A 14,643-nucleotide genomic window follows, 5' to 3' on the forward strand; every position below is an offset into this window, starting at 1 on the left:
GCTCTCAGCGGGACCGCTTCGCCAGGCGCTCCACGTCCAGCAGGATCACGGCGCGGGCCTCCAGGCGCAGCCAGCCGCGCCCGGCGAAGTCGGCGAGCGCCTTGTTGACCGTCTCGCGGGAGGCGCCGACCAGCTGGGCCAGCTCTTCCTGGGTGAGGTCGTGGACGACGTGGATGCCCTCCTCCGACTGGACGCCGAAGCGGCGCGACAGGTCGAGCAGGGCGCGGGCGACACGGCCCGGGACGTCGGAAAAGACCAGGTCGGACATCTGGTCGTTGGTCTTGCGCAGACGGCGGGCGACGGCGCGCAGCAGGGCCGTGGCCACCTCGGGGCGGGCGTTCAGCCAGGGCTGGAGGTCGCCGTGGCCGAGGCCGAGGAGCTTGACCTCGGTCAGCGCGGTCGCGGTGGCGGTGCGCGGGCCCGGGTCGAAGAGCGACAGCTCACCGATCAGCTCGCCGGGGCCGAGGACCGCCAGCATGTTCTCGCGGCCGTCGGGGGAGGTGCGGTGGAGCTTCACCTTGCCCTCGGTGACCACGTAGAGGCGGTCGCCCGGGTCGCCCTCGTGAAAGAGCGCGTCACCGCGTGCGAGGGTCACCTCACTCATCGAGGCGCGGAGCTCCGCGGCCTGCTCGTCATCGAGCGCCGCGAAAAGCGGGGCGCGCCGCAGAACGTCGTCCACGAAATCTCTCCTTGTCGGCCTGTACAGGGAACCGTGGTCCCCATCATGCCGGACGGTAAAACAGTGCGATCAATCACAAACCAGTTTGACGCACGGGCGTGCCGAACAGTGCGGCAGGGGGCCGATCGGGGGCGGATGCATGGTGACAGGGGCGGATGTCAGTGCGTGGCTCTAGGCTGGCCGGGTGTCCAAACCGCCGGTGAGAGCGCAGGCCAAGGGGGCTGATGAGGTGTCGGGAGGACCTGATTCCGCTGTGGGCGAACAGGGCTCGGTTCGCCCGGGAAGAGCGGCGAAAACCGGAGTGATCAAATCCGGAAAGCCCGGGTCCGATACGTCCGGGGCCGCGGCGCCCACGGGCGGAACCGCCGCGTCCAAGGGCCGGGCCAAGGGGGCAGCCACAGCGCCCAAGGCCGCAGCGTCCAGGACCGCAGCGCCCAAGGCCGCAGCCGGGTGGAAGTCGGAGTCGCGGCTGGCGATGGTGCGCCGGGCCCGCCGGATCAACCGCGAGCTGGCCGAGGTCTACCCGTACGCCCATCCCGAGCTGGACTTCAGGAACCCCTTCGAGCTCCTGGTCGCCACGGTCCTCTCCGCCCAGACCACCGACCTGAGGGTCAACCAGACCACCCCCGCGCTCTTCGCCGCCTACCCCACCCCCGAGGACATGGCTGCGGCCGTCCCCGAGGAGATGGAGGAGCTGATCCGGCCGACCGGATTCTTCCGGGCCAAGACGAAGTCGCTGATAGGGCTGTCCACGGCGCTCAGGGACAACTTCGGCGGAGAGGTGCCGGGGCGGCTCGACGATCTCGTCTCGCTCCCGGGGGTCGGCCGCAAGACCGCCAACGTCGTGCTGGGCAACGCCTTCGGTGTCCCCGGGATCACCGTCGACACGCATTTCGGACGGCTGGTCCGACGCTGGCGATGGACGGAACAGGAGGACCCGGAGAAGGTCGAGGCCGAGATCGCCACGATCTTCCCCAAGAGCGAGTGGACGATGCTCTCGCACCGGGTCGTCTTCCACGGCCGCCGCATCTGCCACGCGCGCAAGCCCGCTTGCGGCGCCTGCCCGATCGCCCCGCTCTGTCCTGCGTACGGCGAGGGCGAGACGGACCCGGAGAAGGCCCGGAAGCTGCTGAAGTACGAGATGGGCGGCCAGCCGGGGCAGCGGCTCAGCCCGCCGGCCGACTACCCCGGCAAGCCCGCGCCGCCGCTCGGGGCCGGCTGACGGACGGGCCCGGTCCCGCGCGTCCGCTTTCGGTCGCTGTCGGGGAGACCGGAACGAAAAGCGTGACGACAGCCGTTGTGAGACGAGGGGTGCCTATGAAGACGCATGAACAGAGCACGGCGCCGGGGCCGGACGCCGACGCCGCCGACCGGCCCACCGCCGACCGGCCCGCTGCCTCGGGCCGGGGTGCCGCGACCGACGGCACCGCGACCAACGGCGCTGCGGCCGACGGAGCCGCGACTGACGGAGTCGCGGTCGACGGGACGATCGGCGTCACGGCCGAGGGGCTGCCGTCCTGGCTCGATCCCGTCGTGCACGCCGCGCGGACGGTCCAGCCCGACCAGCTCAGCAGCTTCCTGCCGCCGGAGAGCGGCGCCGGGCGGCAGTCCGCCGTGCTCGTCCTCTTCGGGGAGGGCGAGCGGGGTCCCGAGCTGCTGCTCATGGAGCGGTCCGGCAGCCTGCGTTCGCACGCCGGGCAGCCGTCCTTCCCCGGCGGCTCCCTGGACCCGGAGGACGGCGACCAGGCGACCATCGGCCCGCTCAGAGCGGCGCTGCGGGAGGCCAGGGAGGAGACCGGCCTCGACCCCCGGGGCGTCCAGATCTTCGGGGTGCTGCCCCGGCTGTACATCCCGGTGAGCGGCTTCGTCGTGACGCCGGTCCTGGGCTGGTGGCGCTCGCCGAGCCCGGTCGGCGTCGTCGATCCGGGTGAGACGGCCCGGGTCTTCACCGTGCCCGTGGCGGATCTCACGGACCCGGCCAACCGCGCGACCGCGGTCCATCCGAGCGGGCACAGAGGCCCGGCGTTCCTGGTCGAGTCCGCTCTGGTGTGGGGTTTCACGGCCGGGGTGATCGACCGCATCCTCCACTTCGCGGGCTGGGAGCGTCCCTGGGACCGGGCCCGGCAGGTGCCGCTCGACTGGCGTGCATGACAGGCTGATCCGTACTGCGCTGTCCGGCCCCGCCCGGACCCAGTCGAAGGGAACGGGCCCGGTGACGAATCTGCGAGGCTATAGACGGTGAACGTGCTGGACATCCTGCTGCTGGTCGCCGCCGTGTGGTTCGCGGTCATCGGCTACCGACAGGGGTTCGTCGTCGGCATCCTGTCGGTGATCGGCTTCCTGGGCGGCGGGCTCGTCGCCGTCTACCTGCTGCCGATCCTGTGGGACCAGCTGACGAACGGCTCCGAGGTCTCGTCGACGGCCGCCGTCGTCGCCGTCGTCATCGTGATCGTCTGCGCCTCGGTGGGCCAGGCGTTCACCACCCATCTCGGCAACAAGCTGCGGCGGCACATCACCTGGTCGCCCGCGCGCGCCCTCGACGCCACCGGCGGCTCCCTGGTCAACGTCGTCGCGATGCTGCTGGTCGCCTGGCTGATCGGCTCCGCGCTGGCCGGTACGACCCTGCCGACGCTGGGCAAGGAGGTCCGCAGCTCGTCGGTCCTGCTCGGGATCTCCCGGGTGATGCCCAACCAGGCCTCCAGCTGGTTCACGGACTTCTCCTCGGTCCTCGCGCAGAACGGATTCCCCCAGGTCTTCAGCCCGTTCGCCAACGAGCCGATCACCGAGGTCCGGGCCCCGGACCCGGCGCTGATCGGCAGCCCCGTCGCGGCCCGCGCCCAGAAGTCCATCGTCAAGGTCGTCGGTACGGCACCGAGCTGCGGCAAGGTCCTCGAAGGCACCGGCTTCGTCTTCTCCGACCGCCGGGTGATGACCAACGCCCATGTCGTCGGCGGCGTGGAGGAGCCGACCGTCCAGATCGGCGGCCAGGGCCGGCTGTACGACGCGAAGGTCGTCCTCTACGACTGGCGCCGTGACATCGCCGTGCTCGACGTGCCGGATCTCGACGCGAAACCCCTGAAGTTCGCCGACACCGACGGTGACGCCCGCAGCGGCGACAGCGCCATCGTCGCGGGCTTCCCGGAGAACGGCTCGTACGACGTACGGGCCGCGCGGGTGCGCGGCCGCATCGACGCCAAGGGCCCGGACATCTACCACCGGAGCACCGTCCGCCGCGATGTGTACTCCCTCTACGCGACGGTCCGTCAGGGGAACTCCGGCGGTCCGCTGTTGACGCCCGAGGGTGATGTGTACGGCGTCGTCTTCGCCAAGTCGCTCGACGACCCCGACACCGGCTACGCGCTGACGGCCGACGAGATCCGCCAGGACATCGAGCGCGGCCGTTCCGCCAACCAGCAGGTCGACAGTCAGGCGTGCGCCCTCTGAGCCACCGCCGCCTGCGGGGACGCGGGGAGCGCCGGGACCAGGCCCCGTCGGGCCGGTGATCCCTCACCGGCCCGACGGGGCAGAGGTCATCCGCGTGGATGGCGCAATCGCGCCGAGACCCAGCGGGCCCGACGGCGCAGAATGCGCGGAATGCCCAACTGGAGATCGTGCAGACCATGCATATCGCGCACCCGGCCCTGCGGGCCGTCCCCCTCGTGAGTGCTCGGACCGGCCGTGGCGGTCGAGCGGCGGTTGCGTGCTGCGTCACCGAAGTCGTGCGTCCAGCCCATACCGGGACGTCTGCCCGGGCCTCATGGTCGGTAACCACCTATCCGCCAGCCAATTGGCCTATGCGCCGGGCAATTGGCCGTTCCCCGGACAACTGCGCCCGTACGGCTACCGATCGGGCTCGGGGTCCTTGAGCCAGTTGATGAGTTCGGCCGAGAAGCCGATCGGGTCCTCCTCGTGCGGGAAGTGCCCCAGACCGTCGAAAAGTCGCCACCGGTACGGCGCCTCGACGTACTCGCCGGAACCGGCCGAACTGCGTGTGCGCATCGCCGGATCGAGCGAACCGTGCAGGTGCAGGGTCGGCACCCGGACCGGCAGCCGCATCCGCCGGTTGAACTGGATTCCGTCCGGGCGGGCGAGGGAGCGCACCATCCAGCGGTACGGCTCGATCGAGCAGTGCGCCGTCGACGGGATGCACATCGCGCGCCGGTAGACGTCCAGCGTCGCGTCGTCGGGGAAGTCCGGGGTACGGGGCCCGGCCCAGTCCCGGATCAGCCGGCCGACCTGTGCGGCGTCGTCCGCGACGAGCTGTCGCTCCGGCACCCAGGGGCGCTGGAAACCCCAGACGTACGAACCGGCCCGGGTCTGCGCGGGGTCGGAGAGCATCGAGGAACGCCAGCGGCGCGGGTGCGGCATCGACGAGACCACCAGCCGGCGCACCAGCTTCGGGCGCATCACGGCGGCCGTCCAGGCGAGGTAGCCGCCCAGGTCGTGGCCGACCAGGGCCGCGTCCGGTTCACCGAGCGAGCGGATCACGCCGGTGACGTCGAGCGCCAGGTTGGCGGGGTCGTAGCCCCGGGGCGTGCGGTCGCTGCCGCCGACCCCGCGCAGGTCCATCGCCACGGCCCGGAAACCCGCGTCGGCCAGCGCGGTGAGCTGGTGGCGCCAGGTCCACCAGAATTGCGGGAAGCCGTGCAGCAGCAGCACCAGCGGCCCTTCGCCGGCCTCGGCGATGTGGAAGCGGGCGCCGTTGGCCGCCACGTCCCGGTGGGTCCAGGGCCCGTCGATCCGCACCGGCCCGCCGGAGCCACCCGGCACCCCCGAGGCGTCCGGGCCGGGAAGGGCGACGGGGCCGTCAGGGCTGTCCGGGCCGGCGGGGTCGTGGGGGCCGGGCGTGGCGCCGGGGCCGGCGGAGCTGGAATCGCGGACCGTCATGCAGACGAGCGTGCCACACCGGAGGGCTTGTCCTGGCCCGGCGCCTTCTCCGTGCCGGTGCCCGCCAGCGTGCTGCCGGAGACGGCCGGACGGCGCGCCCCGGCGGGGACGACCGGCCGGGGGTGCGGCTTGACGCCCTGGAGCACGGCCGCCGTCTGCTTGGCCGAGGCGATGGACTTCTCCGGCGGCTTGACCTTCTTGAACTTGGCGACGGCGAACAGCGCGAACAGCCCACCCAGGAGGATGAACGCGCCGCCCACGATCAGGAACGACCAGGCAAGCCCGAGCCCCAGATTGTGAATCCCGTACGCCGCCGCGAAGCTCAGCACCGGGATCGAGAACAGGAGGAACACACCCGCGACGATCATCACCACACTGCCGGTGACGCCGCGTTTGACGTCCTGTCGCACCTCGGCCTTGGCCAGGGCGATCTCGTCGTGCACCAGTGCGGACATCTCGGCCGTCGCCGTGGCGACCAGCTGCCCGAGACTGCGGTCGGCGTGGCCCGCGTCGTTGCCGGGGTCGCTCATCCCTGACTCCCTCTTCTGCTCTCCTGCCAACACATCTGGTGTCAGATCATGCCGGACTGTCCGGCTTGCTGCTCGCTGCCCCCGCCAGTTCGGCAAGGCGCCGATGCTCCGCCGCCTTCTTCTCATGGATCTCGGCCATCCGCAGGTGGTACTCCGGATCGTCCTGCTCGTAGACGTCGGGTACCCCGTCCGCGTCCTCGTCGCGCTCCTCCGCCTCGTGCAGTTCGCGGTACTTCCGTACCCGCAGCTTGAGCAGCACCGTGGCGAGGACGGCGGCCGTCAGGGAACCGAACAGTACGGCGGCCTTGACCTCGTTGATCATGGACTGGTCCCCGGCGAAGGCCAGCTCGTCGATGAGCAGGGAGACGGTGAATCCGATCCCGGCGAGGGTGGCGACCGCGAAGACGTCCGCCCAGGCCAGCTCCTTGTTCAGCTCCGCCTTGCTGAAACGGCTGGCCAGCCACGTACCGCCGAAGATGCCCACGGTCTTGCCGACGACCAGGCCCAGGACGACCCCGAGCGTCTCGGGACGGGTGAAGATGTGCGCCACCGCGTTGCCGGAGAGGAAGACGCCGGCGGAGAAGAGCGCGAACAGCGGTACGGCGAAACCGGCCGACAGCGGGCGGATCAGATGCTCGATGCGCTCGCCGGGCGACTGGCTCTCGCCCTCGTGCCGGGTGCAGCGGAGCATCAGGCCCATGGCGACACCGGCGATCGTGGCGTGGATGCCGCTGTTGTACATCAGGCCCCAGATGACCAGGGCCAGCGGCACGTAGACGTACCAGCCGCGTACGTTCTTCCTCAGCAGCAGGTAGAAGACGGCCAGCCCGACGACGGCGCCGCCGAGGGCCATGAAGTTGATCTGCTCGGTGAAGAAGACCGCGATGATCAGGATGGCGAAGAGGTCGTCGACGACGGCGAGCGTCAGCAGGAAGGCGCGCAGCGCGTTCGGCAGCGAGGTGCCGATGACCGCGAGCACGGCGAGCGCGAAGGCGATGTCGGTGGCGGTGGGGACGGCCCAGCCGCCCGTCGAACCGCCACCGACCACGTTGACCAGGAGATAGACGAGGGCCGGAACCGCCATTCCGCACAGCGCGGCGACGACCGGGAGCGCGGCCGCCTTGGGGTCGCGCAGCTCGCCCGCCACCAGCTCCCTCTTGAGCTCCACGCCCGCGACGAAGAAGAAGATCGCGAGCAGGCCGTCCGCAGCCCAGTGCGCGACGGAGAGGTTGAGCCCCAGGGACGTGGGACCGATGTGGAAGTTGCTGACGGCGGCATAGCTGGAGCCGAAGGTGTTCGCCCACACCAGCGCGGCCACTGCGGCAACGAGGAGTATGACGCCGCCCACGGTCTCGGTGCGCAGGGCTTCGGCGAGGTAGTTCCGCTCAGGAAGGGAGAGCCTGCCGAGAAACGTACGGCGGCTGGGGGTGGGCGCGGCCACGAGTGGGATCCTCCGGGTCGGTTCGGCAGCGATGGCATGGCTGATGCACTTGCCGACCAGACTTCCCGGCACCCCTGTGGAGATTTTCGTATGAAGTTGTTGGGCGTAATCGCCACTCTACCCGGGGTGCGCAGGGCTGTACCCGACGATCTTCGCCTCGCTTCCCCCGGGAAACCCCGGAAAACGCCCGAGGGGCACCCGGCGTGTTGCCGGATGCCCCTCGGTACCGCTGGTCGGACCTCGCGGTCCTGCGGGCACTCCGTCCCGCGTTCTCTCCGTCCCGGTGGCTGCTCGGCCGGCCCGGTGGCTGTTCCGCCCCGGTGGTCGCTCAGCCCCGGTGCCGCTCAGTCCTCGGAGGAGGACGACGGCAGCTGGTTCTGGATGAGGTCCATGACCGACGAGTCGGTGAGGGTCGTCACGTCGCCCAGCTCGCGGTTCTCGGCGACATCGCGCAGCAGACGCCGCATGATCTTGCCGGAGCGGGTCTTCGGCAGCTCGGCGACGGGAAGGACCCGCTTCGGCTTGGCGATCGGACCGAGCGTGGCGCCGACATGGTTGCGGAGATCGGCGACGAGCTCGTCGGAAGCCTCGGCCGAGCCACGCAGGATCACGAAGGCCACGATGGACTGGCCGGTCGTCTCGTCGGCGGCGCCGACCACGGCCGCCTCGGCGACCGAGGGGTGCGACACGAGCGCCGACTCGACCTCGGTGGTCGAGATGTTGTGCCCGGACACGAGCATCACGTCGTCGACCCGGCCGAGCAGCCAGATGTCGCCGTCCTCGTCCTTCTTGGCACCGTCGCCCGCGAAGTACGTGCCCTCGAAGCGGGACCAGTAGGTGTCGATGAAGCGCTGGTCGTCGCCCCAGATGGTGCGGAGCATCGACGGCCACGGCTCGGTGAGGACGAGATAGCCGCCCCCGCCGTTCGGGACCTCGTTGCCCTCGTCGTCGACGACGGTGGCCGAGATGCCGGGCAGGGCGCGCTGAGCGCTGCCCGGCTTGGTCTCCGTCACGCCCGGCAGCGGCGCGATCATCATCGCGCCGGTCTCGGTCTGCCACCAGGTGTCCACGATCGGGCACCTGTCGGCGCCGATGTGCTTGCGGTACCACATCCACGCCTCGGGGTTGATCGGCTCGCCGACCGAACCGAGGATCCGGAGGCTGCTCAGGTCGAACTTGGCGGGGATGTCGTCTCCCCACTTCATGAACGTCCGGATCGCGGTCGGCGCGGTGTAGAGGATCGTGACGCCGTACTTCTGCACGATCTCCCAGAAACGCCCCTGGTGCGGGGAGTCGGGCGTGCCCTCGTACATGACCTGCGTCGCACCGTTGGCCAGCGGGCCGTAGACGATGTAGGAGTGGCCGGTCACCCAGCCGATGTCGGCCGTGCACCAGAAGACGTCGGTCTCCGGCTTGAGGTCGAAGACCGCGTGGTGGGTGTACGCGGCCTGCGTCAGGTAGCCGCCGGAGGTGTGCAGGATGCCCTTCGGCTTACCCGTCGTGCCGGACGTGTAGAGGATGAAGAGCGGCTGCTCCGCCTCGAACGCCTCGGGGGTGTGCTCGGCGGACTGGCGGCCGGTGATCTCGTGCCACCAGATGTCGCGGCCCTCGGTCCACGCGGTGTCCTGGCCGGTGCGCCGGACCACGACGACGTGCTCGACGGTGTCGATACGGGACACGGCGTCGTCCACGGCCGGCTTCAGCGCGGACGGCTTGCCGCGCCGGTAGCCGCCGTCGGCGGTGATGACGACCTTGGCGTCCGCGTCCTGGATACGGGCGGCGATGGCGTCGGCGGAGAAGCCGCCGAAGACCACCGAGTGCGCGGCACCGATGCGGGCGCAGGCCAGCATCGCGATGGCGGCCTCGGGGATCATCGGGAGGTAGACCGCGACCCGGTCGCCCTTGCCAACACCGAGCTCGATGAGCGCGTTGGCGGCCCGGGAGACCTCTTCCTTGAGCTGCGCGTAGGTGATGGCGCGGCTGTCGCCGGGCTCGCCCTCGAAGTGGATGGCCACCCGGTCGCCGTTGCCGGCCTCGACGTGGCGGTCCACGCAGTTGTACGCGACGTTGAGCCTGCCGTCCGCGAACCACTTCGCGAAGGGCGGGTTGCTCCAGTCGAGCGTCTCGGTCGGCTCCGTGGCCCAGGTCAGGCGGCGGGCCTGCTCGGCCCAGAAGCCCAGCCGGTCCGCCTCTGCCTGCTCGTACGCCTCCGCCTTGACGTTGGCGTTCGCGGCCAGATCGGCAGGCGGTGCGAACCTCCGCTCCTCACGAAGCAGATTGGCCAAGCTTTCGTTGCTCACGACATCTCCCATTCCCAGGGTGTCCGTTGTGTCCCGGGCATAGCTCATCAGGCCAAAGGCCGGGTGACAAGGGGCTGCCCGGAAATGGTTTAGACCTGTGTCCCTTGAGGTGCGTCCGTCCGGTGCACCTCACTCACGTGCGGGACGTGGTCCTGCCCTCCGCGTCGCGTACGACGTGGTGCCGTGCGGCGTCATGCCGTGCGCAGCGGTGCGGCGCGGGGGCAGGACCACAAGGTGTCACGGACCGGGGACGGCGGCGGTTCAGACGCCGGTGCGTTCCCGTTCGTCCGAACCGGTGGGTCCGGCAGGCTCCGCCGGGTCCACGCGGTCGAAGACCTCGTCGGGATCCAGCCCACTGCTCGCGCCCTCGGTCAGCAGATACGCCTGCGCCTCGCCGACGTGGAAGTACATGCCGTGCAGCCGGAGCGTTCCCTCGGCGAGCCGCTGTGCCACCGACGCGTGTTCCCGCAGATGGTCCAACTGCTGGACCACATTGGTCAGGCAGAGCTGCTCCAGCGCATCGGCCGGCAGCCGCCCGGAGATCCGGGCCCAGGCATGATGCCGGGACGACATCCGCTTCAGGCTCGGCAGCCCGTGTCTCAGCCACCGCCACAGGGACGTGGGGGGATGTTCCGCTTCGGGCCCGGCGCCGAGCAGCGCCTGCATCGCTCCGCAGCCGGAGTGCCCGCAGATGGTGATCGACTCCACCTTCAGCACATCCACCGCGTACTCGATCGCCGCGCCCACCGAATGGTCGCCCGAGTCGGCGTTCGGCGGCGGCACCAGATTGCCGATGTTCCGCACGGTGAACAGATCGCCGGGACCGCTTGCCGTGATCATGCTGGTGACCAGGCGGGAGTCCGCGCAGGTGATGAACAGCTGGGACGGGCGCTGCCCCTCGGCGGCCAACCGGGCCAGCTCGTCGCGTACCAGCGGGGCGGTGTGGCGCTGGAACGAACTGAGACCGCTGGCCAGCCGGTGGCCGCCCGCGCCGTACCGGGGCCCGGGTGCGGCACCGACGCCGGAGGCTTCGGGCCGGGGGCCGGCGGAGTGACCGGCGCGAGGATCGGTACGGAAACCGGGATCGGTGTGGGCAGCCGTACGGGGTGCGGTGTGGGGCGAAGGGATGGGGCCGGTGGAGTGACGGAAACCGGGAGCCGTGCCTCCGGCCGAATCCTGGTCCTGGCCCCCCTCGTCCTGGCCCTGGCCCTGGTCCTGGCCCTGGTTCTGGTCCGGGGCCGGGCGGGTGTCCGGGGCCGGGGCTGGTCCCGGACAGGTACCCGGGACCGGGTGCGGAGCCGTGTCCTCAGGTGGGCCCGCGTCCGCGTGGGTGTCCGGGAGCGGGGCCGGGGCGGCGGAGAGGAGAGCGGGGGCGTCGTGGCAGTGATGGTTGCGCCACGGCGTCCAGGGGCGGCAGCAGGCGTCCGCCGCCGAGGTGGGCTCCGCGATCCGGCTACCGGACCGGCCGGTGAACACGACCTTGCCGCCGTGGGCGGTCTGGGCATTGCTCCAGTCCTGGATCGCCTCGTACGCCGCGTGGTCCATGAAGAAGCCGTCCAGCTCGACGACGACGCTCCCGTCCTGGGGCAGCTGCCCGAGCGTGCGGCTGAGCCGGGGCACGGCGAGAAACGTGAGCTGCCCCCGCACGACGACCAGATGCAGGCCCCCCCGGTCGGTGACCGTGATTCTCGTTCTGGCCAGGCGGTGCAGCGCGACCACGACCGCCACCGCGATGCCGATCGCCACCCCCTTGAGCACGCCGAAGAGGATCACTCCGGTGATCGTCGCCCCGTACACCAGGAATTCGCGGTGCTTGTGGACGTTCCGGATGTGGGCCAGGTTCACCATCTGGATGCCGACCATCATCACCAGCGCGGCGAGCGCGGCCAACGGGATCCACTCCAGCACCGTGACCAGCAGCCCGGTGGCGAGCAGCACCCAGACGCCGTGCAACACGGTGGCGGCCCGGGTCCTGGCTCCGGCCCGTACGTTCGCCGAGCTGCGCACCGCGCCGCCGGACACGGCCAGCCCGCCGACCAGTCCGGACATGACGTTCGCGATGCCCTGGGCGCGCAGCTCACGGTCGAGATCGGAACGCCTGGCAGGCAACGAGGGCGCGGCGGAGGACGGGGGACCGGCGGATGGGGTGGCAGCGGAGGGCGGAGCGGCCGCCTCTGCTGCGGGCCCGGGCGGCGGCGCGGGTCGGACCCGTGCCGAGGACGCGGCGGACAACTTGTCCACCGCCACCGCCGCGAGCAGTGATTCCAGGCTGGCCACCAGCATCATCGTGAACATGGCGGTGGCCAGGGCGAGCACCGGGCCCTGGGGCAGTTCCGGCAGGACGTGCGAGCGCCAGGACGGAAGATCGACCCGGGCGATCCTGGGCGCTGCCACCGCGGCCACCGCCGTGGCCGCCACTACTGCGACGAGGGCGGTGGGAGCGCGTCGCAGACCTCTGCCGATCCGCCCCGGAATCCGGGGCCACAGGACGAGAACGGCGATGGTCAGCAACCCGATGAGCGGGGCGGCCGGACTCACCCGGTCCAACTGGTCCGGAAGCGCCAGGGCGTTGGCGACGGCCGAACTCTGCGGTGAGCCACCGAGCACGATGTGCAGCTGGGCGAGGGCGATGGCCACGCCGATGCCGGCGAGGGTGCCGTGCACGATGGCGGGGCTGACGGCGAGAGCGCTGCGCGCCGCCCGTAGCGAGCCCAGCAGGATCTGCAGAAGCCCGGCGCCGATGGTGATCGCGCAGGTGGTGCGCCAGCCGTAGATCTGGATCAGCTCGGCGGTGACGACTGTCAGCCCGGCGGACGGGCCGCTGACCTGGAGCGGGGTGCCGCCGAGCAGCCCGGCGACGATGCCGCCGATCGCGGCGGAGATGAGACCGGCCTCCAGCGGGGCGCCCATGGCGACGGCGAGACCGAGCGACATGGGGACGGCGAGCAGGAAGACCGTGATCGATGCGGACAGGTCGGAGCCGGAGATGCGGAAGCGTCCGCCGCGAGATGGCGGCGGGCTGTGCGGTTGCTTGATTCCCGAGGCGCGCGAGGGGCGCGAACTGCGGGATGTGCGGTCATGACGAGTGGGGACGCAAGCGAACATGTTCCCGTCTCCTCCGGGGCAGCGCGGTCGCGGAATGTGGGGCGCGGCCGTGGATCACGGCGTGCAGCGGCGGGATTTCTCAACTCTCGGTAAACGAACCGTAATGGAGAGTAAAGATTCGTGTCCATGCTTGGGATTAAATAGCTAATTTAGCCACCCGTTCAGGTGAATAATCATCTTTTCATTCGGCCTGTCGTGCTGAACAAGCGAAGCCATGTGCGAACTTGGCCGCGCCGCGTCGCCACTTCGATGCGGATCACCTGCAGGGAAGGGGTGGGCTGATGACGGCCGCCATGACAGGAGTCGCCGTGAAGAGGTGCGCCACCGGAAAGGGCTCCGAGAGGAGGAACCCCGGGAGGCGGAACTCCAGGAGGAAGGAACCTGCGGCGCGGGCCGTTACAGGGCGGGTCGCGCTGGGGGCCGTGGCCGTCGTGCTCACCGCAGGCGTGGCCGGTTGCTCCTCCTCCGGCGAGGATGGCGGAGCGGGAGCGGTGAAACAGGTCCCCGGCTCGAAGAGACTCCCTGCGGGTGCGAAGGGCGCGCCGCCGGAAGCCGCGCCCGACCGTGTGTTCCGGCTCATCGGCGACGGCTCCACCGCCTACACCGGCAATCAGCCGGAGCAGCCCGTTCCCACACGTCTGGCGCCGGGACGGAAGCCCCCGCAGTTCGTGGTCTTCTCCTGGGACGGTGCGGGCGAGGACAGCCAGAAACTGTTCTCGCACTTCCGCGAGGTCGGGAGGAAGCACCACGCGACCATGACGTACTTCCTCAGCGGCGTGTACATGTTGCCGAAGGAGAAGCGGAAGCAGTACGACCCGCCGAAGCACAACGCCGGAAGCTCCGACATCGGGTTCAACGACACCCAGGGGATCCGCGACACCATCACCCAGGTGCGTGGGGCCTGGGAGGACGGCAACGAGATCGGCACCCACTTCAACGGCCACTTCTGCGGGCCCGAAGGCGGCGGCACCTGGTCGGTCGACCAGTGGAGGAGCGAGATCCGCCAGGCCAAGTCCTTCGTGAAGGAATGGAAGTCCAACTCCCCCGGACTCGCGGCCGAGAAACCGCTCCCCTTCGACTACGACAAGGAACTCGTCGGCGGCCGCACCCCCTGCCTGGAAGGGCGGGAGAACATGGTGGCCGCCGCGCGGACGATGGGCTTCCGCTACGACTCCAGCGGGGTCGGCAACCAGGTCTGGCCGAAGAAGAAGGGCGGCATCTGGGACCTGTCGATGCAGCTCGTCCCCGTCCCGGGCCGCGCGTTCGAGACGCTCTCGATGGACTACAACTTCATGTTCAACCAGTCGGGCGTGACCCAGGGTGACCCGGGCATGCACGAGTACTGGGGGAACCAGATGCGCGACGGTCTGCTCCGGGCCTTCGACCGCGCCTATGCGGGGAACCGTGCCCCGTTGATCATCGGGAACCACTTCGAGTCCTGGAACGGCGGCACCTATATGCGCGCCGTCGAGCAGACCATCGCGGCGGTCTGCACCAGGAAGGAGGTGCGTTGTGTCTCCTTCCGGCAGTTGGCCGACTGGCTGGACGCGCAGGCTCCCGCGACACTCGCGAAGCTCGGCACGCTCGGCGTCGGTCAGGCTCCCGAGCGGGGGTGGAAGGTGTTCCTCGGCGGTACGAACGGTGGTGCGGACCGCGCTGTTCACTAGCCCGGTTGCCCGGTTGCCCGGTTGCCCGGGAGCC

The 14,643-nt window shown here is 70.5% G+C and carries 11 protein-coding genes; 4 read left to right on the top strand and 7 right to left on the bottom strand.

Features of this window, described 5'->3' with window-relative positions; genetic code table 11:
* Window positions 1-4: 4 nt before the first annotated feature.
* Window positions 5-679, bottom strand: coding sequence for a Crp/Fnr family transcriptional regulator (locus ACWC97_RS14805; protein ID WP_014046869.1), 675 nt, complete (start codon window positions 677-679; stop codon window positions 5-7).
* A 304-nt stretch (window positions 680-983) separates the two neighbouring features.
* On the opposite strand from ACWC97_RS14805, the gene nth reads away from it, so the two are divergent.
* From nth to ACWC97_RS14820, 3 genes are all read left to right on the top strand, one after another.
* Entirely contained in the window at window positions 984-1,901 is a 918-nt protein-coding gene (gene nth / locus ACWC97_RS14810) for an endonuclease III (protein ID WP_450649648.1), read from the top strand.
* A gap of 95 nt (window positions 1,902-1,996) precedes the next feature.
* Window positions 1,997-2,830: an NUDIX hydrolase gene (locus tag ACWC97_RS14815; RefSeq protein ID WP_450649523.1), complete on the top strand. Its 834-nt coding sequence runs from the start codon at window positions 1,997-1,999 to the stop codon at window positions 2,828-2,830.
* A gap of 87 nt (window positions 2,831-2,917) precedes the next feature.
* Window positions 2,918-4,123 (top strand): MarP family serine protease, encoded by a 1,206-nt coding sequence (locus ACWC97_RS14820; protein ID WP_352275631.1) that lies wholly within the window; start codon window positions 2,918-2,920, stop codon window positions 4,121-4,123.
* 86 nt (window positions 4,124-4,209) lie between these two features.
* Here the strand turns inward: ACWC97_RS14820 and ACWC97_RS14825 are convergent, their stop codons facing one another.
* From ACWC97_RS14825 to ACWC97_RS14850, 6 genes are all read right to left on the bottom strand, one after another.
* The gene (locus tag ACWC97_RS14825; RefSeq protein ID WP_450649525.1) at window positions 4,210-4,413 is read right to left on the bottom strand and encodes a hypothetical protein; all 204 of its coding nucleotides are present in this window, start codon (window positions 4,411-4,413) and stop codon (window positions 4,210-4,212) included.
* Window positions 4,414-4,519: 106 nt separating this feature from the next.
* Window positions 4,520-5,566, bottom strand: coding sequence for an alpha/beta fold hydrolase (locus ACWC97_RS14830; protein ID WP_450649527.1), 1,047 nt, complete (start codon window positions 5,564-5,566; stop codon window positions 4,520-4,522).
* Window positions 5,563-6,096 (bottom strand): phage holin family protein, encoded by a 534-nt coding sequence (locus ACWC97_RS14835; protein WP_352275625.1) that lies wholly within the window; start codon window positions 6,094-6,096, stop codon window positions 5,563-5,565. The genes ACWC97_RS14830 and ACWC97_RS14835 overlap by 4 nt, the downstream gene beginning before the upstream one ends.
* 46 nt (window positions 6,097-6,142) lie before the next feature.
* The gene (nhaA, locus tag ACWC97_RS14840; RefSeq protein WP_352275624.1) at window positions 6,143-7,537 is read right to left on the bottom strand and encodes a Na+/H+ antiporter NhaA; all 1,395 of its coding nucleotides are present in this window, start codon (window positions 7,535-7,537) and stop codon (window positions 6,143-6,145) included.
* A 344-nt stretch (window positions 7,538-7,881) separates the two neighbouring features.
* The gene (gene acs, locus ACWC97_RS14845; protein WP_352275623.1) at window positions 7,882-9,849 is read right to left on the bottom strand and encodes an acetate--CoA ligase; all 1,968 of its coding nucleotides are present in this window, start codon (window positions 9,847-9,849) and stop codon (window positions 7,882-7,884) included.
* Between the two features lie 249 nt (window positions 9,850-10,098).
* Window positions 10,099-12,942: a SulP family inorganic anion transporter gene (locus tag ACWC97_RS14850; protein WP_450649530.1), complete on the bottom strand. Its 2,844-nt coding sequence runs from the start codon at window positions 12,940-12,942 to the stop codon at window positions 10,099-10,101.
* 413 nt (window positions 12,943-13,355) lie between these two features.
* Between ACWC97_RS14850 and ACWC97_RS14855 the strand changes: the two genes are divergently transcribed.
* Complete coding sequence (locus ACWC97_RS14855) at window positions 13,356-14,609, top strand: hypothetical protein (protein ID WP_450649649.1); 1,254 nt, start codon at window positions 13,356-13,358, stop codon at window positions 14,607-14,609.
* Window positions 14,610-14,643 lie beyond the last annotated feature (34 nt).

The sequence above is a fragment of the Streptomyces sp. NPDC001108 genome, from assembly GCF_053598535.1.

Excerpts from the sequence above, each read along its gene's own strand:
- ACWC97_RS14825 (WP_450649525.1), bottom strand. The coding sequence starts at position 4,413 with ATGGGCTGGACGCACGACTTCGGTGACGCAGCACGCAACCGCCGCTCG.
- ACWC97_RS14815 (WP_450649523.1), top strand. The coding sequence starts at position 1,997 with ATGAAGACGCATGAACAGAGCACGGCGCCGGGGCCGGACGCCGACGCC.
- ACWC97_RS14850 (WP_450649530.1), bottom strand. The coding sequence starts at position 12,942 with ATGTTCGCTTGCGTCCCCACTCGTCATGACCGCACATCCCGCAGTTCG.
- ACWC97_RS14835 (WP_352275625.1), bottom strand. The coding sequence starts at position 6,096 with ATGAGCGACCCCGGCAACGACGCGGGCCACGCCGACCGCAGTCTCGGG.
- ACWC97_RS14830 (WP_450649527.1), bottom strand. The coding sequence starts at position 5,566 with ATGACGGTCCGCGATTCCAGCTCCGCCGGCCCCGGCGCCACGCCCGGC.
- acs (WP_352275623.1), bottom strand. The coding sequence starts at position 9,849 with ATGGGAGATGTCGTGAGCAACGAAAGCTTGGCCAATCTGCTTCGTGAG.